Raw genomic sequence first — 16,821 nt, forward strand, 5'->3', positions numbered from 1 at the left:
GTCAAGGATCAGCTTTCTGTTATCTTTTCGTTGCCGCCGGCAACAGATGTCGATGAGAAAAGTCTAGGACTGCAGTTGCTTGTCTGCAACACTGCCCTATACCGACCGCTCTATGGCAAGTTCGGCGCGATCGTCGTTGGGTTTTCAGCCACGACCGTCAATACGTCCTCACCGGGACGCGACTTTTCGGGCGCGGATATCAGTGAAAGTTCATCCACACGTTTTGTCCCGCACGCAGATCGAGCTTTAAACCAATGATGGACCTTTTTCAGATCGCCACTGTGCTCATAACCCTCTCGGCGGTCTTTAGCTATGTGAATTACCAGTACATTCGTATGCCAGCGAAGATTGGCGTTATGGCGATTGCACTGGCGCTGTCGCTGGCGTTGTTGATCAGCGGATGGCTCGGGATCGCCGATGGAAGAGAGCAGGCGGCCCAGGTGCTGCACGGAATCGACTTCAACCGGGCGCTGCTTCACGGGATGCTCGCCTTTCTTTTATTTGCGGGAGCACAGCATCTAGACCTCAACGATCTGAGTCGCGAAAAGGCCGCCGTCGTTCTGCTGGCCACTGTGAGTGTCGTATTTTCCACCGCGCTAGTGGGGGTGGCGACGTGGTTGATGGTGAGTCTCGTTAGAATTCACATGAGTCTTACCTCCGCGTTCTTGTTTGGCGCGCTGATTTCACCCACGGACCCAATCGCTGTTATCGGAATAATGAAGAATGCGCGAGCCCCAAAGAGCCTGGAGACTCAGATTTCCGGCGAGTCGCTGTTCAATGATGGGATCGGGGTGGTAGTTTTTTTGATCATTCTTCAGCTCGCAACCGGTGAATCACGGATCTCGGGAATCGCGATCGCGCTTTTGTTCGCTGAAGAAGCAGCAGGTGGCTTGCTGTTAGGGCTTTGCGCAGGGTACTTCGCCTACCTGATGCTTAAGCGAATCGATCACTACCAAGTCGAAATTCTTGTGACTCTCGCACTGGCGATGGGCGTCTACGCCCTGGCCGAGGCAGTTCCGATTCCGCTGTCGGCGCCAATAGCCGTAGTGGCCGCTGGGTTGCTGATCGGCAACCAGGGACGCGCGTTCGCGATGTCGCCAGAGACCAGGGAGCACGTCGACACGTTCTGGGAACTTATCGACGAGATCCTGAATGCCGTTCTGTTCGTCCTGATTGGGCTCGAAGTGCTGATCATCCCCTTCAACTGGGGATTCATGATCGCTGGCCTTGCCGCGATACCGATCACGCTCCTGGCACGGTGGATCAGTGTGGCTGGTGTGGTCGCCGCGCTCTCCTTGTTCCGGCCCACCGCGCCGGGGACTATCCCGATTCTCACTTGGGGCGGCTTGCGTGGTGGAATCTCGGTCGCATTGGCACTTTCACTACCAGCTATGAACGAAAGGAACGCGATCGTTGCAATGACTTATGCCGTCGTAATCTTTTCAATCATCGTTCAGGGACTGACTGTGGGAAAGCTCACCGAGCACTTCGTTGGAGCCGCAATCCGTCGTAACGTAGCGCCCCCTGGGCTGCGGTCCGCGTCCGATGGCTGAAGCATCGTTACGGAAAAAATGATTTCTCAGCACGCGATGCTCCTGGTGACCATCGGGTGAGCAAAAGAAAAGTCTTCGACTGAAGCTGGTTATTCGAGAGCCGCGCCGCAGCGGCCATTGCTGACCTCTACGAAACCGCTGTCCTGCGTCAGCTAGTGCAGCGCCGAGGGGTTGTGAATCAGGTGGACGATCCCGACTAGCACGACTGCGCCCACCGTCGCCATCGCGAGATGCCCCACTCCGCTGTAAACCCGGATATCGAAGACGTCGAAGATACGGCTGCCGATGACCGCGCCGACGAGGCCGAGCAGGATGTCGGCGAGCATGCCGTAGCCCTGCCCGCGCACAATTTTCCCGGCAAGCCATCCCGCGATAAGTCCGATGACGATTGCGCCGACCATGCGATCAAGGCCTCCCCCTGGAGATGATTTTCTGTGCTTCTGGAAACCACTCGCCCGGCTTATGCGGCCAAGTACTGCCGGCTAGGCCGCCATGTAGCGATCGACCGGAAACATCACGCGGCCGCGCAGGATCGGCACACAGCCCGGTGGAAACTCCTGCGCGATCTCCGCGCCGGCGCTGCGGAGGTCGGCGATAAAACGCCCGAGGTTCGACATCGCGCCGGTCGGAAGGTCATGCAGCACGACCAGGCTCCACGGAATCGCACGGCATTGATTGAGCGCTTGCTCGACCCATCCTGCGGGATCCTCCCAGTCGCGCGGCACGCAGTTCCATAACACGCAGGTAAAGCCACCTGTGCACAGATAGTCCACCACCTTGCGGTTGAGCAGGCCGGAGTCGAGCGCGCCGCCGCCGAAGGGGCGGAAGAGGCGGTCCGGATGGGCGAGCGCGTCGAGCATCCGCTGCGCGCGGCCGATTTCCTCCTCGGCGCCGTCGCGATCCTCGCGCCGGCCTAATGGCTTGCTATGGGTCAGGCTGTGATTGCCGATCCAATGACCCTCGGCCCGGGCGCGCTCGGCAAGCGCGCGGCGCTCGGGGTCCGCGAGCTTCCGACCGATCACAAAGAAGGTTGAGCGCACACCTTCGCTGCCGAGCACGTCGAGGACGTGATCGGTCACTCCCGGCTCGGGGCCGTTGTCGAAGCTGAGCGTGATCTTCACTTCAGTTTCGCTTCAGTTCGACCTCTCCTGGCGTCCGTCCGCAAGGGCGCCCGCACCCGGCACCACGCGCGGCGTGAAGTGGGGCGACGCGTTGCGGCCTCGGCCTGGGCCGCTTTGCCTATTTCTTCTGTTCCATCGGAGCGCCGCAGCATTTGAGCGCGCCGGTGCCGCCCTTGGTGACGATCACTTGCGAGCCGCACTTTGCGCAGATGTAAACTTTCCCAAGCTGATTGGCCATCGTTGTTGGTCGCTCCGTTAAGTTTGATGTGGTTAGCCGCGCGCCGCGTCAGGCGCCCCGAAAGAGCGGCTTGCGCTTTTCCAGGAAGGCCCGGACGCCCTCGGCGCGGTCGGCTGTGGTTTGTAGCAAGGCGTATAGATCCTCTTCAAGCCTTATACCCTGATCCAGAGTCATGTCGCATCCCTTGCGCACGGCCTCTTTGGCAAGCCGCGCGGCAATGGGGCCGCGGCTTCGGACCGCCTTCACGACTTCGTCCGCGACGCGATTCAGTGCGGCACGTCCCGCCTCCGGCGCGACATAGGTTGCGAGCCCCAGACGTGTCGCCTCGGCGCCGTCGATCGCCGCACCGGTCAAGAGCATGCGGAGCGCGTGGGCGGCGCCGATAAGCCGCGGGAGGCGCTGGGTACCGCCAAAGCTCGGCATCCGCCCGCGCTTAAGCTGGCCCATCGTGAACCGCGCCGAGCGCGCGGCGACCCGAAGGTCGGCGGCAAGCGCCAGTTCCAGCCCCTCATCGGCGGCGACGCTTTCGATGATCGCGAGCGTCGGCTTGGAGAGTACGGAGATCGATTCGACCACGCCCGGCGCGTCTGAATAGATCGCGTCGTCGAAGCCGGAGCAGAAGCTGCCGCCGGCGCCGCGAATTACGAGGATCAGCGCGTCGGCGTCGTCTTCGACCTCTTCGGCAAGCTCGATCAGCCTGAGCGCCATCGCGACATCGAGCCGATTGTGCGCGCCCGGCCGCACCAGCGTCGCGGTGACGCATCCGCTCGCGCGCGCGACTTCCACCCGGCCCGGCATAGCTCGCGCCGGACGCACGCGTTCAGGGCTTCGGCGTATCGCCCTTGTCACGCAGCTCCTTGCGCAGGATCTTGCCGAGCGGATTCTTGGGCAGCGCGTCGATAAACTCGATCGCCTCGGGCCGCTTGAAGCTCGCAAGCCGCGTGCGGCAGAACTCGGTGACTTCGGCTGCGGTGACGTTCTGCCCGGAACGCGGGACGACGAAGGCTTTGATCGTCTGTCCCCATTCGACCGAGGGCACGCCGATAACCGCCGCCTCGTCGATTCCCGGATGGCTCATCAGGACGGTCTCGATTTCGGCGGGCGCGATATTTTCTCCGCCGCGGATGATCATGTCGTCCTTGCGCCCGGCGAAGAACACGTAACCCTCTTCGTCAACCCATCCGAGGTCGCCGGTCGCGCGCCATCCTTCGGGCAGGCGGGAATCGTCCTCGCGTCCGGCGTAGCCCTTCATGATACGCGGAGTGCGGATCAGGATTTCGCCGACCGCGCCCGCGCCCAGGAGCTTGCCGTCGTCGTCGCGGACGGCGACCTCGACGTCGGGCAACGGACGGCCGATCGAGTTGAGCCGCTTGAGTTTGAGTTCGACGGTCCTGGCGTCGCCGTCGATACGATGGTCATCGGGGCCGAGCACGGTCAGCGAGGAGGTGGTTTCGGTCTGGCCGTAGGCGTTGACGAAGCCGACAGTCTTGGGGAAGGCTTCGATCGCGCGCCGGATGGTCTGGATCGGCATCGCCGCACCCCCATAGGCGAGATTGGTGAGGCTCGAGAAATCGGTCCTGGCGAAGGACGGCTCGTCGAGCAACTGCTTCATCATTGTAGGCACGACGAAAGCGTGGGTGACCTTTTCGCGTTCGACCAGCTGCAGCCAGGTCCTCGGCTCGAACTGCGGCATTATGACCATCCGCCGGCCCGTCCACATATTGGTCATCATCGCGGTGGTTCCGGCGATGTGGTAGAAGGGCACGCAGACCAGCGCGACGCCGCGATCGCTGCCGTCGGCCATCTCGACATTGGCCGTGACGTACGCGGCGAAATCGCGAAAACGCAGCATCACGCCCTTGGGCAGCGAGGTCGTGCCGCTGGTGTACATCAGCACCGAGACGTCCTCGTCCTCGACCTCGAACTCGATTTCGTCGGGCTCGGCCGCCTTGACCAGATCGGTAACCCGCGGCATCCCGGCTTTGCCGTCGCCCCAGGCGACCACTTTGGCGGTCTTGAGCTTGGGCCCGACGCGGCCGACGAGATCGAGGTAACGATCGCCGGCGAGCAGCACCTTGGCGCCGGCGGTATTGATCATGTATTCCAGCTCGGCGTCCTTGGCGCGGTAGTTGAGCGGGAGCCAGGTCAGACCGGCCTTGGCGGCGGCGTAGTAGCCGGCGATGTAATGGTCGGAGTTGGTATCGAGGGCGGCGATTACGTCGCGAGGCTTGAGCCCGAGCGTTTTGTAAACCGAACTGAGGCGTCCCACCAGGTCGTTGAGATGCGCGTAGTTCAGCCTGCGATCGCCGAAGACCAGGATTTCCTGGTCGGGAGCGATCGAACCGGGGATGCTGATGAAACTGACGGTGTTCACGGTACTCCGTTTCCTCCAGGGCGGCGCGCCCTCCTCGGGGCAGCGGCCGCCGACGCTCGCCTATCGAGCGCAAAATTTTCGAGCCGGCGGGCGAGCCGGCGCTCCATCGCAAGCGCCTCGCCGAGCGGCAGATCCAGGCCGCCCCAGACCGCCAGCTTCGCCATCGCGACGCGCTCGCGCGGCAGGTGGCTGAGCCGGCGGGCCAGCGCGCCTGCTGCGCGAACCAGGCTCGCCGCAGGCACTACTTCGGCGACCAAACCTATTGCTAAAGCCTGCTTCGCGTCAATCCAGCGGCCCGTCAGGCAGAGATCAAGGGCGCGGCCCAGGCCGAGGCGCCGCGCCGCGGTCTGCGTTCCCGCCACTCCGGGGATCATGCCCAGCGCCGTCTCCGGCAGGCAGAACGACGCGTCGTCGGCCGCGACCGCCATATCGCAGAGCAGGACCATCTCGAGACCTCCGCCGACGGCATAGCCATGAACCGCGGCGACCGTCGGAACCGGGAGGGCGCGCAGCCGGCCCCATACGTCGCGCCGAAAGCGGACCCACCGCGCAGTCGTCGGCGAAGGCGCGGTGCCGAATTCGCTCACGTCGCCGCCGGTGGAAAATGCGGAGCCCGCGCCCGCGAGCACCATCGCGCGCACCTCGGAATCGTCATGGACGGCGCTGAGCGCCGTGAACAGATCGTCGCGCATCGCGACGTTGTAGGCGTTGAGCTGGCGCGGGCGGTTGAGCGTTATCCATGCGATCCCGCCGCGCTTGGCAAAGCGGATCGTGCTGAAGCCCGGCGAGGGCGGCGATGAACGGATCGTCTGTGATGCGTGCGCCATGGCGGCGACGGAGCTTGCGGTTTGGCGCCCTCAGCTCGAAAACAGGTCGGCGCCGGGGCTGGCCGCGACCTCGGGCCGCCCGCGCTCGAAAACCACGCGTCCTCCGATGATCGTGATATCGACCGGCAGGTTCATCAAGTCGGCCGGCTTGAGCGCCATCGGATCGCGCGGCAGCACGATCAGGTCGGCGAGACGGCCGGGCTCGATCGCCCCTGCGTTGAGCCGCGCGAGGCGCGCCGCCTGCGTGGTGAAAAGCCTGAAACCCTGGTCGAGCGGAATTCGTTCGTTAAGGCCGATCTCGTAGCCCTCGAGCGAATAGCGCATCGCAGCGGCGCCGATCGCGGCGAGCGGACGGGCGGGGGTGACCGGCGCGTCGGTGGCGGCGGCAAGCTCGATCCCGCCCTCCAGCAAGCTGCGCGCGCGATAGAGATAGGGCAGCAGCCCCGGCTCGGTCACGTACTTTGCGCCGCGGTAGTAGGCGAAGCCCGGATTGGTGACCACCCATGCGCCCAGCGCCTTGAGGCGTTCGAGATGGTCGGGCGTGATCACGCCGCCATGTTCGATTCGAAAAACGGGACCGCCGTCGGGCGCCGGCGGGGCCCCGCGCACGGCCGTCTCGAGCGAGTTCAGCGCAAGTTCGAGTTCTTCGACCTCGGTGCAATGGAAGGCCGAATCGAGGCCGGCGTCGCGCGCCCGCGCGACCCATCGTGCGATCGGGCGATAGTCGGTCCGCGGACTTTCGACGAACTTGACCGCGACCAGGGTAATCCCGGCGGGCTGCGCGGCGCGCACTGCCTCTTTGAGCGCGTTCAGGTAGGGCGCGCCGAGCATCATCGCGACGTGTTGCGCCACCGCCCGCCCGTTGACCATCCGCGCCATCGCCGCGATGTCCTCCGGCCCGTTGCGCACGGTCGCGTCGGTAAACGCGGTCACGCCGGCTGCGGCGAGTTCGCGGCTGAACAGGCGCGCGCGCGCCTCGAGCTCGGCCGGTGTCACGCGCGGAAGCCGCCGCGAGAAATAGGTTTCCATCCCGGCCACCAGGCCGCTAAGCCGACCCGTCGCATCGCGCATCAGAACCGCGCCCTCGGGCGGCTTGAAGTCGGGTGCTTCGAGGCCGAGCGCGGCGATCGCGCGCGAATTGAGCCACGAGGCATGGAGCGTCTGATGGCGCAGGCGCAGCGGATTCTTGGGCACCGCGGCGTCGAGTTCGGCCCGCGTGGGTCCGCGCCGTTCGGCGAGCAGCGCCTCGTCGCAGCCGAAAGCGCGGAGCCAGTTGCCGGGCGGCGTCTTGCCTGCGGCCACCCGCAGTTCCGCCATAAGATCTTCGAGTTGTCGGCAGCGCCAGAGGCTGAGGCCCGACGCCGCCGAGGCGGCCTCGAGAAAATGGATGTGCGAGTCGATGAAGCCGGGCGCGACGACGCGACCGGCGAGCCGAATCAGATGAGTGCGCGGGCCGACCAGCGACTTGAGCTCGCTATACGGCCCGAGGGCGAGGATCGCACCAGCCGCGATCGCTATCGAATCGCTGGCCGGATAGCCCAGGATCGTCCCTTCATGCAGAACCAGGTCAGCCTTGAAGGCCATCAGGGTATAAAGCGCAAAAGCTTCGCGCGCGACGCCGCGCTCGAGGGGGCGCCGTCGCGCGCGCTACACACTTTAAAAACCTCGATCGGAGTCTTGCCTAGTCCGAGGACGGAAGCGCCTTGGCTTCCTTGATCTTCATTTCGGCATCGCAGCACTCGATCGCGCCGGTGCCCGGCTTGTTGCAGAGCACCTCGGTGCCGCACTTTTCACACATGTAACGCTTGCCCAACTGGTTAGCCATCGTTCGATAACTCCCGTGATATTTTTCGTGGCCGCGGCTGGCGGCCGCCGATCCGGCCGCGAAACTTTCGTCCAGGGCGCGGATCGATCGGCTGGCGACTACCGCATCCACCCAACTCGCGCGCGGCCTCAACTTTTTTTAAAGCATCGCGCGCATTTCTTCAATGAGCCGGCGCGTCAATTGTGCGCGGCAAACGGCAGCTCGCTGATTTCGGCTCGAACCTGGCCCTCCGCATCATCGAGCGTCACCCCCGTCCCCGGCTCCCAGGCGCTGTGATGCAGCACGGCAAGCGCGAGCACGCCCAGCCGCGGCGAGCGTACCGGGCTCGTGAGCTGGCCGACCTCCTTGCCCTGAAGCATCAAGCGAGCGCCGGCGGCGGGAACGCGTGCGCCGCCGATCCTGAGTCCCATGAGGCGGCGCTTCAGCGCGCCGCGGGCAGTCGCGCGCTCGACCGTTTCCTGCCCGACATAGCATCCCTTGCTGAACGAGATCGCCGGCTGCATCCGCGCCTCGAGCGCGATCGTCCTGTCGTTGACGTCGACGCCGACCCGCGCCGTGCCGCTCTCGACGCGCACGATTTCGGCGGCGGCGATATCGACCTCACGGATTTCTCCGCCCGCGGTCAGCCGCGCGACGATCGCTGGCGCGCTCTCGCGGCCGGCGAGGATGGTGAAGGCCGGCGCGTTCCATCGCGTTAGCTGCGCAACCAGCGCGCCCTCTGTCGCACCATCTTCGGCCGCGCCGAATCGCCACGCGCCCGGCCGTGCCGCGGGCTCGCCGAAGGCCGCCGCAACCGCTGCCGCGGCGCGCGGCCCGTCAATCTGGATTACGCGATAATCGAAAGCGTCGCCGCCCTCTTCCAGTTCGACGTCGTCCGCGACCAGGAAGCGTTCGAGCTGAGCGCGCACGGCCGGCCACAGCGCGCGATCCATTTCGAGCAGCAGTGCGTCGGCCACGGCCCATACGTTCGCTTCGCCAATCAGATGGGCGCGTTCGGTCAGGAACAGCGCCGGAACAAGATAGCCCGGTTTGAGCCCGTTGATATCGTTGCTGCACATCCCGTGCAGGAAAGACGCGCGGTCGTCGCCGCTCATCCGTATAACCAGGCGCTCGGCGCAAAGCCGCACGCCGGCAGTCTCGGTGAGCGCGCGATAGCCGGCTTCGAGGCCGCCGCCGCCCGGCTGCCGGGCCTCCACGGGGTTCGTGAGGCTTGTGTAGTTCACCTTTTAGGTTCGACTCCTGACGATACAGCCTAAATCGGCTCCAACGATTGCAATTCTATCATCACCGGAGATTTCGTATACTGGTCGGTGAGACGGGTGACTTCGCGGATGATTTCGCCCATGACTTCGCCTATGACTTCGCGGAAGACTTCGACGGTCCCGCAGTCAGACGCGCCGGCGCCCGGAGCACGGCCGGCGCGCCGGCCGCGCGGATGCGAAGCGGCGCTTGGCGCCGCTCTGCTGCTCGCGGCGCTGTGGGCGATCGCTCCCGCGGCGCGCGCCGCCGGCGACGCCGCGGCGGCATCCGCCGAGCTGAGCAACCAGGCTTTCGCACTGCTGAATTCGCTGAACGCGCCCGACGCCGATGGGAAGACGAGCCCGGACGCCAAGGCGATGGTGGGCCCTGTAGCGAGCTTTGCGGGCGACGCGCAAACGTTAAGCCAGGCGCTAGGCGCGCGCGATACCGCCAGTGCGCGGCGCACCACGGCCTCGCTCGACGCCGACGCGGCATCGGTTGACGCCGCGCTCAAGACCCATCGTGGCGCGCTCAAGGCGGATCGATGGGACGCGTTGAAGAATCAACTGGCCGCGATCGAAAAGAGCGTTCCGCCCACGGCGGCATCGGCTGTGCCGGCGGCCGCCCCGCCGGGCGCGTCGAGCGGGGAGGCGAGTGCGGGCACTTCCGCTCCGGGTGTTACCGCTCCCGGAGGCGCCGCGATACCGCCGCCCCCCGCCGCCGCGGCCGGCGCGGGGGCGGAGAGCCCGGCCGCATCCGGAGCCGCGGATAGCGGCGGACCGACGATCAGGATCGAGTCGCGCCGGGTCGTCGGCAACGTCACGCAGGTTCAGGGTTACCTCGAAGGCTCGGCGCTCAGCTCGGCTGGGATTTACGAGGGCGAGCAGATGGTCAAGCCGATAGACGTAGGCCGCGTGCTCGGCCGCCAGAAGGTCGAATTCAGCCTAAAGCTGCGCGACGCCGACATTGCGACCAACCTACGCGTCCTCGATCAGGCCGGGCGTATGGCGACCGCGTCGGTGTATGGCGAGGATTCGAACGCCATGGCAAGCACGGGCAGAGAGTCGGGAGTCGACGTTGACCGCGGCACCGGTTCCACCGCCGGAACCAACACGGCCGAGATTCCGAGCGCGAACGCGCCGTCCACGGGACTCGATTCGGGAGGCGACCTTGAAGAATCGGCCCCGGGTGCGGATGAGGGCGTTGGCAGCGCGGGACCCAGCGGCGGGATCGTCGGCGGACCGATTGGAGGCCTTGGCGGCGGAATCGGCGCGCCGATGGGCAACATCCAGATCAACATCGAGGCTGTCAACCCGGTAAATTCGCTATCGCGTTCCTACCAGGTGGTAGGGCAGATCGTGGGCAAGGGAGTGCGGCGCGCGGGAATCTATGTCGATGGGCGGCTCGCCACGCGAATCCCGGTCGGCCACGGCACCGTCAACAATTTCTCGACGAACTTCATGATGAGCGGCGGGACGGCGACGATCCGCGCGTTCGGCAGGGGCAACCAGTACGTGGAATCGTCCATCACGATGCCGCCAGCGCTGGCGTCGGCGCCGCCGATCGTGGTCGCGCCTTATGGGGCGAGCCCCTATAGTCCGTTCGGCATGAATCCCTACGGGATGGAACCGTACGGAGGTGTTTACGGCAGTCCATATGGCATGCCATACGGGACGCCCTTCGGCGCGAGCCCGTCTTACGGTATTAATATCGGCCCCCACGGAATCACGACCGTTCCGGTAAGCCCGTACGGCGCGGTTCCATATGGTGCAGTCCCATATGGCGTGGCTCCCTACGCCGTCAATCCGTATGCGGCGCCGATCAATCCGTACGGCAATACCGCCCATCCGATGGGCCCCGACGGGCGCTAAGCAGGCTCTGGCGCTGCGGCTCGATGAGCGCGCCGGCGGCCCGGTAGCCGGAACAGGCCTTACTTGCCGCGTCGGGCGCTATTCCGTTAAAATTCCGGGTTCGACCAAGACTTTTCCAACCAATCGATACTTCGCGAGTGCACCGACGATGCTGATTCAGGCGACGCAACTACGCCCTGGGATGATCCTGGAGTATAACAACGGGCTCTGGCGGGTGATGGCGATAAGTCACATCACGCCGGGCAACTGGCGCGGGATGGTCCAGACCAAGCTGCGCAACGTCAAAACCGGAACCCAGACCGAAAACCGTTTCCGCTCTGAAGATCGCGTCGAGCGAATCATCCTGAATCAGGTCGAAATGGAGTTCCTCTACCAGGAGGGCGACGATTTCCATTTCATGAACACCGAGACCTACGACCAGATAACGATCCCCAAGGAGCTGATCGAAGACGTGGTCGGTTTTCTCATGCCCAATCTGAAGGTCGAAGTCGAATTTCATGAGACCACACCGCTCAACGTCTCGCTGCCCAAGACCGTCAATCTGAAAGTTGCGCAGACGGACCCCGGGATGAGGAGTGCGGCGGTGACCAATACGCTCAAGCCGGCCACGATGGAGACCGGGCTGGTGGTGCAGGTGCCGCACTTCGTCCAGGAAGGCGAGACGATCACGATCAACACCGAGACGCGCGAGTACATGGCGCGCGCCAAGTAGGCGCCAATAGTTGATGAGGCGTGACCCGCCGAGAGTAAGCGAACTTCCACCGTGCACCATCGCACGCCGGGCCGTCCGAAGCGCTCGATGGCTATTGCGCTTTTATCCAAGTATCCGATCCAACCACCTTGACCGACACATCGGAAAAGGTAAGCCGCACCGGCTTTCCGTCGGCTGTCCCGCGATGATAGGTCGAAAAAAGCAGCGGGCCGGCCTTCTTGTAGCCCGCCCACGTTACGATCACGGCGGCGGGTTTCGTCGATCCGCCCCGATGGTAGAACATTTGCCTGACGCGCTTGTCCGGGCCGACATAGAGATCCCAGGTGTCGCCGGGCGTGTAGCCGCTATCCGAGCGGTATTTGACCCTGATTAGTTCTGCCGAACCACCCCCCAAAGGTAGTTGCTGCATACCCTCATCGGTCACCTTCGCGCCGTCCCATGCGACGTGAAACGGGAAAAGCAACCAGTACTGATCGTTGACGAAGGCCGGATCGATGGTCTTCCTTACGGCGTCGCTCTGACTGCTCAGTTGCGAGCGCTGATAGATCGCCTTCACGGGTTTGCCGTCCTTATCCTTTCCTTCGTAGGTAACCGTGTTGGTTTTTGTATCCCATTCCCACGTCTCGGAACGTGTGAGGCCGGGCAGGTCCAGGTTGAAGGTATAGCGGATTCCCTCGACTTGCCCGAACGAATCGAGTCCGTAGGTCTTGGCCATCTGTTCGGCGAGCGGCGGCAGCTGCTGCGCGCCGGCGGCCGCGGGCAGAATCGGCAACATGCCGAAGAGGAGAAGGCGGATAAGATCGAGCCAGCCCAAGTGCGTCACGAACGTTCCCTCCCCGGTGGCCGAATCCCACCGATCAATTTCCGATCGATTCCGGTGATTATCTTCTCTATGAATGTTACTAAACAATGTCCCGCATTTTATTGTTTCCGCTGACCGGAGAAGCCGCGCGGAACGATACCTTGTTGGGATCGCCCGAAGATCGTCAGGCCGGCTGCGATCGCCACTGCGCCATATTCAATCGCGCCTGCCGCCCACACGGAGAGCGAGGAATAGGTAACCAGGACGCTGACGCTCCAGACCGCGAGCGGCAGCGTCGATGGAACGAAGAGAAACGGAGTCAGCCACAGCAGATACCACGGGAACACGGCCGGAGCGAACAACAGCGCTATCGCGACCGGCCATGCCCACGCCGCCGGAGAATCTATCGCCCAATGCCGGCGCGCCCACACGGCCACTGCGAAGCCGCAAGCAACCGGCAGCATCACAAGCGCGGGTCCCGGAAAAATATGATGTAGCGCGCGATAGAGCGGCCCGTTGACGTGCCATTGCGCCAGATACACGCCCAGCGATCCCACCGGCAGCGCGCCAGATTCGAGAAACGGAAGATAGAGCGCCGCCAGCAGAGCCAGCGCCACAGCCGCATCGCGAATACCAATCCGACGCCAGAAGAGCGGCAACAGAACCACGGGCAGCAACTTGACCGCGACGCCGAGCGCCAGGGCGAGCGCCGCAATCGTGCGCCTGCCGCGCGAGAGCGAAAACGCGGCCGTCACCACGCATAGCGCACCGAGCAGATCCACGTGTCCGTTGCCGGCGCCCTCCAGGCTGACCAGCGGATTCCAAGCGTACCCGAGCACCCACCAGGGATTGCGGCCGGAATCGATCAGCCATAACAGCAGCACGCAGGCCGTGGCCGTGTCACAGATCGCCGCCGCCGATTTCATCGCCCGCGCCGACTCTTCAATCGACGTCACCGCGCGAAAAAAAAGTTCGGCGCCAGGAGGATAGGGCGTCGCCAGCCCGGGATGGTTCATCAGCCGCGTCTCGTCCGTATGCAGCTCCGGGTGATCGGCAGGCACGACTACGTATGGGTTGTCACCCAGCCGCTGGATTCTTCCGTCGAAGACGTAGCGATAGACGTCGCTGGAGAGGGTCGCGGGCCTGAGCAGAAGCGGCACGCGCCACAACGCTGCCAGAGCGAGGCTCAGCAGCAGCGCTTGCCCGCTGCTCGAGCCAATCCGATCGAGCAAAAAGAGCGTTCGTATATATGCGCCCGCGGCGATCGCGACGCAGGTGAGAAACAGATGGCGATTTTCCGGCCGGCGGAGAAACGGGAGCGCCATCATGCAGGTGGCAATCACCAAACCCCATCCGAAGACCAAGGCCGGCGCGACCCGCCGCTGTTGCATCACTCGCGTATATTCCGGCGCGCCAGCCAGAGGGCCGTCCGCGGCGCGCGGGAGGGATCCCGGGCCAGCTCACCGGCAAGTCGAACCAGATCGTCCGGCTCGTCCACGTCGTAGGCGGTGTCCGTCCGCGCCAGCTTTAGATTTAGCGATCGGGCAGCTGCAATCAGCGAATCGAGGGCGCCACCGGTTCCGAGCCGATGTTGCTCGAAGAGCCGGGCCTCGGACGCGCCTGCGCCTACAAGGTAATATCCGCCATCGATAGTCGGGCCGACTACGACGTCGCTGCTATCGAGGAGGCGGAAGGCCTGCTCCAGCGTCTGACCCGGGATCTGAGGGCTATCGCCGTCGAGCGCGACCACGTGCCGGTAGCCGCGGCCGATAAAGACCCGGAATGCAGAGGCCAGCCCGGCGGCCAACCCGTTGCCTTCCTGCGCGACGATTTCCACTTCGGGCAGCCATCCGGACAGATCGGCCACATCGGCGGCAGGGCAAACAATCGCAAGCGCATCGGTTGTAACCGAGCGTGCGAGCAGCAGCGTGTCCTCAATCAGGCACTTGTAGAGGTCCATGATGTCGTCTGCCGGCAAACTGGCCGAGAGCCGTGTCTTCACGTGGCCCGGCCGGGCCGCCTTCGCCATTATGACGAGCGCGCGCTCTCCGCCAAGTCCCGGCGCTTGCTTCAAACGGTTTCCTCTCGCGCGTAGGTGCCGTCGAAAAATCGATACTTCACGATGGCGCTCAAGATGCCCCACGCCGCGCCGATGCTGCCCCGCAATGTGCCGCTGATTTTCGACGAGCCGATCCGGGGATGGTAGCTGACCGGCACCTCGACGATTCGAAGGCCTCGATGCGCGCCCTTTACGATCATCTCAACCGGCCATCCGTAGGTGGACTCCTTCAGTCCAAGCGCGATCAGCGCGTCGTAACGCACCGCGCGAAAAGGACCGAGATCGGTCAGATGCACGCCGCTCAAAAGCGCGATCAGCCACGCCGCAAGGCGATTACCGAGGACCGCATGCCAGGGCAGCGCACCGGGCGTTCGCTCACCGGCGAGCCGCGAGCCGATTACCATGTCCGCGATGCCTCGACGCAACGGGTCGAGGAGCAGCGGCATCTCGGCGGGCCGGTCGCTGTAATCTCCATCGAGAAAAACGACCACGTCCGGAGCGTTCGCCGCGGCAAGCCCGGTCAGACATGCGCGCCCATAGCCGCGGCGCGGCTCCCGCAAAACCCTGGCGCCCTTTTCGCGCGCGAGCGCGGCGGTTCCGTCGCTCGAATCGCTATCGACGACCAGCACTTCCTCCACCATTGGCGGAATGTCGGCCAGAACCCGGCCGATGGATTGGGCTTCGTTGTAAGTGGGAATGACCACCGAGACGCGCACGGCCCTACCAGATTACAAGGCGCGGCCATCGCTTCGCCAATGCCGCATCGACGGCCAGATACTCACCCGAAGGTCCGAGAGCCAGCGAAGCCGCGACGATCATCGGCATCAGCAGTTCCCATATCCATCCGAGTCCCCACTCCGACATCCAGAGCCCGGTGAGAAAGGCGAAGGCTACAAATGCGGCAGGCCGGGTAAAGAGGCCTATTATCAGTAAGATCGCGAGGCTCGACTCGAGAACTCCCTGCAGCGGCGCGCTCACGGCCGCGTGCGCTGCGGCAGATGCCATCACCGCCTTCCAGACCGCCGGTGCGTGTCCGTACTTGATATACGAGTGAATCAGCGATGCATAACCTTGGGGAGTATATAAATCCTTCCCAAGGTTTTCGAAGAACGTTGACCCGAAGAGCGCGCCGAGGGCGATCCTCAAAATCGTCAGCACGACTCCGGGTCCGGCGGCAGGAAGTTTTGACCTGATCAGCATGGCTCGGCACCGGAATCACGAACCTGCGAAATTGCGCATCCGCGCGCTCGCCCCCTTCGCAACCGGAGTGGATTCACGTTTCAACGTCCTCCTCATACTGGCTGCTCGTCGCCGGTGGAACTGAACAGGCGCAAGCGCTTCTGTACTACGCCGCCGACGGCTGCAGCCACTTCGGGCAGGAGTTTATAGGGTGCGACGTCTCGCGGATGAGCCTGCAAGGCGTTCTCGAGACTACGTCGCCAGGCGAGACGCAATTCGGTATTGACGTGGACGATTGTCATACCTGCCTTGATTGCCTGCTGAAAATCCTGATCGCGGGTTCCGGAACCTCCATGCAGAGTCATGAAGATGCCGGTCGCGGTTTTGATTTGCGCAATTCTCCGAATATCCAGACGCTTCTCGGCCTCGCCGTGGACCATACTCTCCAGCAGCCCGTGCATATTGCCGACCGCCGGCGCGAGCACATCGACGCCGGTCGCATCGACGAAGTGCCGCGCTTCCTCGGGAGTGGTCAGCACGCCCGTTCCCTCGGGAGCCTTCTCGAGGATTTCCGAGGAGGCGCCGATCCATCCGATCTCGCCCTCGACGAGGATCGCCGGGTTGAGCGATTTGATCGCCTCGACCGCGCGTTTTGTCTCGGCGACATTCCGCTCGAAGGGCAGCGCGGAACCGTCGAAGATGATTTCGTCGAATCCCGCTTTGGCCGCTTCTTCCGCCTTCGCTAGCGAATGAGTATGGTCTGCATTAAGGAAAATCGCCTGACCGTATTCCGCCCTGACAGTTTTCACCAGCGCGGCCGCCTGACGAACGCCGACGAATGCGCGTTCGCCTTCGGATACTCCAACCATCACCGGCAGATTCAATGCGCGGGCGGCTGCCGCGATCGCATTGAAAGCCGTCAGGTCCGAAAAATTAAAATGGCCGACGGCAACCCCGTCATGTTCCGCCTGTTGCAGGACGTCTTTGAGCATCTGCATAGAGCACCTGCACTCGCCAATGG

Annotated in this window: 18 protein-coding genes; 3 read left to right on the plus strand and 15 right to left on the minus strand. The window is 64.1% G+C overall.

The window, feature by feature from the left end; all coding sequences use genetic code 11:
• The first annotated feature begins 254 nt into the window (after positions 1-254).
• Positions 255-1,553, plus strand: a complete 1,299-nt coding sequence (locus VMI09_16450) for a sodium:proton antiporter (GenBank protein ID HTQ26280.1) — start codon at positions 255-257, stop codon at positions 1,551-1,553.
• Positions 1,554-1,705: 152 nt separating this feature from the next.
• Here the strand turns inward: VMI09_16450 and VMI09_16455 are convergent, their stop codons facing one another.
• From VMI09_16455 to VMI09_16495, 9 genes are all read right to left on the minus strand, one after another.
• Positions 1,706-1,954: a GlsB/YeaQ/YmgE family stress response membrane protein gene (locus tag VMI09_16455; GenBank protein HTQ26281.1), complete on the minus strand. Its 249-nt coding sequence runs from the start codon at positions 1,952-1,954 to the stop codon at positions 1,706-1,708.
• 81 nt (positions 1,955-2,035) lie between these two features.
• Positions 2,036-2,674: a polysaccharide deacetylase family protein gene (locus tag VMI09_16460; protein ID HTQ26282.1), complete on the minus strand. Its 639-nt coding sequence runs from the start codon at positions 2,672-2,674 to the stop codon at positions 2,036-2,038.
• A 118-nt stretch (positions 2,675-2,792) separates the two neighbouring features.
• Entirely contained in the window at positions 2,793-2,912 is a 120-nt protein-coding gene (locus VMI09_16465) for a desulfoferrodoxin (GenBank protein HTQ26283.1), read from the minus strand.
• A 48-nt stretch (positions 2,913-2,960) separates the two neighbouring features.
• Positions 2,961-3,698, minus strand: coding sequence for an enoyl-CoA hydratase/isomerase family protein (locus tag VMI09_16470; protein HTQ26284.1), 738 nt, complete (start codon positions 3,696-3,698; stop codon positions 2,961-2,963).
• Between the two features lie 34 nt (positions 3,699-3,732).
• A complete protein-coding gene (locus VMI09_16475) occupies positions 3,733-5,286 on the minus strand; it encodes an AMP-binding protein (GenBank protein ID HTQ26285.1) in 1,554 nt (517 codons plus the stop codon).
• Positions 5,283-6,113 carry an enoyl-CoA hydratase/isomerase family protein gene (locus tag VMI09_16480; protein HTQ26286.1) on the minus strand — a complete coding sequence of 277 codons (831 nt, stop codon included), beginning with the start codon at positions 6,111-6,113 and terminating at the stop codon, positions 5,283-5,285. The genes VMI09_16475 and VMI09_16480 overlap by 4 nt, the downstream gene beginning before the upstream one ends.
• A gap of 30 nt (positions 6,114-6,143) precedes the next feature.
• Positions 6,144-7,697 (minus strand): amidohydrolase family protein, encoded by a 1,554-nt coding sequence (locus tag VMI09_16485; GenBank protein ID HTQ26287.1) that lies wholly within the window; start codon positions 7,695-7,697, stop codon positions 6,144-6,146.
• Positions 7,698-7,794: 97 nt separating this feature from the next.
• On the minus strand, positions 7,795-7,938 hold the full coding sequence (locus VMI09_16490) for a hypothetical protein (protein ID HTQ26288.1): 144 nt from the start codon (positions 7,936-7,938) through the stop codon (positions 7,795-7,797).
• A 176-nt stretch (positions 7,939-8,114) separates the two neighbouring features.
• Positions 8,115-9,161: a glycine cleavage T C-terminal barrel domain-containing protein gene (locus VMI09_16495; protein HTQ26289.1), complete on the minus strand. Its 1,047-nt coding sequence runs from the start codon at positions 9,159-9,161 to the stop codon at positions 8,115-8,117.
• A 132-nt stretch (positions 9,162-9,293) separates the two neighbouring features.
• On the opposite strand from VMI09_16495, the gene VMI09_16500 reads away from it, so the two are divergent.
• Complete coding sequence (locus VMI09_16500; GenBank protein HTQ26290.1) at positions 9,294-11,048, plus strand: hypothetical protein; 1,755 nt, start codon at positions 9,294-9,296, stop codon at positions 11,046-11,048.
• Positions 11,049-11,196: 148 nt separating this feature from the next.
• Positions 11,197-11,760, plus strand: coding sequence for an elongation factor P (efp, locus tag VMI09_16505; protein HTQ26291.1), 564 nt, complete (start codon positions 11,197-11,199; stop codon positions 11,758-11,760).
• Between the two features lie 91 nt (positions 11,761-11,851).
• On the opposite strand, the gene VMI09_16510 is transcribed toward efp, so the two are convergent.
• From VMI09_16510 to VMI09_16535, 6 genes are all read right to left on the minus strand, one after another.
• Positions 11,852-12,574 carry a hypothetical protein gene (locus tag VMI09_16510; protein HTQ26292.1) on the minus strand — a complete coding sequence of 241 codons (723 nt, stop codon included), beginning with the start codon at positions 12,572-12,574 and terminating at the stop codon, positions 11,852-11,854.
• A gap of 107 nt (positions 12,575-12,681) precedes the next feature.
• Entirely contained in the window at positions 12,682-13,953 is a 1,272-nt protein-coding gene (locus VMI09_16515) for a glycosyltransferase 87 family protein (GenBank protein HTQ26293.1), read from the minus strand.
• Complete coding sequence (locus tag VMI09_16520; GenBank protein HTQ26294.1) at positions 13,953-14,591, minus strand: TIGR04282 family arsenosugar biosynthesis glycosyltransferase; 639 nt, start codon at positions 14,589-14,591, stop codon at positions 13,953-13,955. The genes VMI09_16515 and VMI09_16520 overlap by 1 nt, the downstream gene beginning before the upstream one ends.
• Positions 14,592-14,632: 41 nt before the next feature.
• On the minus strand, positions 14,633-15,325 hold the full coding sequence (locus VMI09_16525; GenBank protein ID HTQ26295.1) for a glycosyltransferase family 2 protein: 693 nt from the start codon (positions 15,323-15,325) through the stop codon (positions 14,633-14,635).
• A 16-nt stretch (positions 15,326-15,341) separates the two neighbouring features.
• The gene (locus VMI09_16530) at positions 15,342-15,821 is read right to left on the minus strand and encodes a DoxX family membrane protein (protein ID HTQ26296.1); all 480 of its coding nucleotides are present in this window, start codon (positions 15,819-15,821) and stop codon (positions 15,342-15,344) included.
• 92 nt (positions 15,822-15,913) lie between these two features.
• The gene (locus VMI09_16535) at positions 15,914-16,798 is read right to left on the minus strand and encodes a class II fructose-bisphosphate aldolase (protein ID HTQ26297.1); all 885 of its coding nucleotides are present in this window, start codon (positions 16,796-16,798) and stop codon (positions 15,914-15,916) included.
• Between the last annotated feature and the right edge of the window lie 23 nt (positions 16,799-16,821).

Source organism: Candidatus Binataceae bacterium (assembly GCA_035500095.1).
Lineage (GTDB): Bacteria > Desulfobacterota > Binatia > Binatales > Binataceae > JAKAVN01.

Excerpts from the sequence above, each read along its gene's own strand:
- VMI09_16450 (HTQ26280.1), top strand. The coding sequence starts at position 255 with ATGATGGACCTTTTTCAGATCGCCACTGTGCTCATAACCCTCTCGGCG.
- VMI09_16455 (HTQ26281.1), bottom strand. The coding sequence starts at position 1,954 with ATGGTCGGCGCAATCGTCATCGGACTTATCGCGGGATGGCTTGCCGGG.
- VMI09_16465 (HTQ26283.1), bottom strand. The coding sequence starts at position 2,912 with ATGGCCAATCAGCTTGGGAAAGTTTACATCTGCGCAAAGTGCGGCTCG.
- VMI09_16480 (HTQ26286.1), bottom strand. The coding sequence starts at position 6,113 with ATGGCGCACGCATCACAGACGATCCGTTCATCGCCGCCCTCGCCGGGC.
- VMI09_16485 (HTQ26287.1), bottom strand. The coding sequence starts at position 7,697 with ATGGCCTTCAAGGCTGACCTGGTTCTGCATGAAGGGACGATCCTGGGC.
- VMI09_16490 (HTQ26288.1), bottom strand. The coding sequence starts at position 7,938 with ATGGCTAACCAGTTGGGCAAGCGTTACATGTGTGAAAAGTGCGGCACC.
- VMI09_16500 (HTQ26290.1), top strand. The coding sequence starts at position 9,294 with ATGACTTCGCGGAAGACTTCGACGGTCCCGCAGTCAGACGCGCCGGCG.
- efp (HTQ26291.1), top strand. The coding sequence starts at position 11,197 with ATGCTGATTCAGGCGACGCAACTACGCCCTGGGATGATCCTGGAGTAT.
- VMI09_16515 (HTQ26293.1), bottom strand. The coding sequence starts at position 13,953 with ATGCAACAGCGGCGGGTCGCGCCGGCCTTGGTCTTCGGATGGGGTTTG.
- VMI09_16520 (HTQ26294.1), bottom strand. The coding sequence starts at position 14,591 with ATGGCGAAGGCGGCCCGGCCGGGCCACGTGAAGACACGGCTCTCGGCC.
- VMI09_16530 (HTQ26296.1), bottom strand. The coding sequence starts at position 15,821 with ATGCTGATCAGGTCAAAACTTCCTGCCGCCGGACCCGGAGTCGTGCTG.
- VMI09_16535 (HTQ26297.1), bottom strand. The coding sequence starts at position 16,798 with ATGCAGATGCTCAAAGACGTCCTGCAACAGGCGGAACATGACGGGGTT.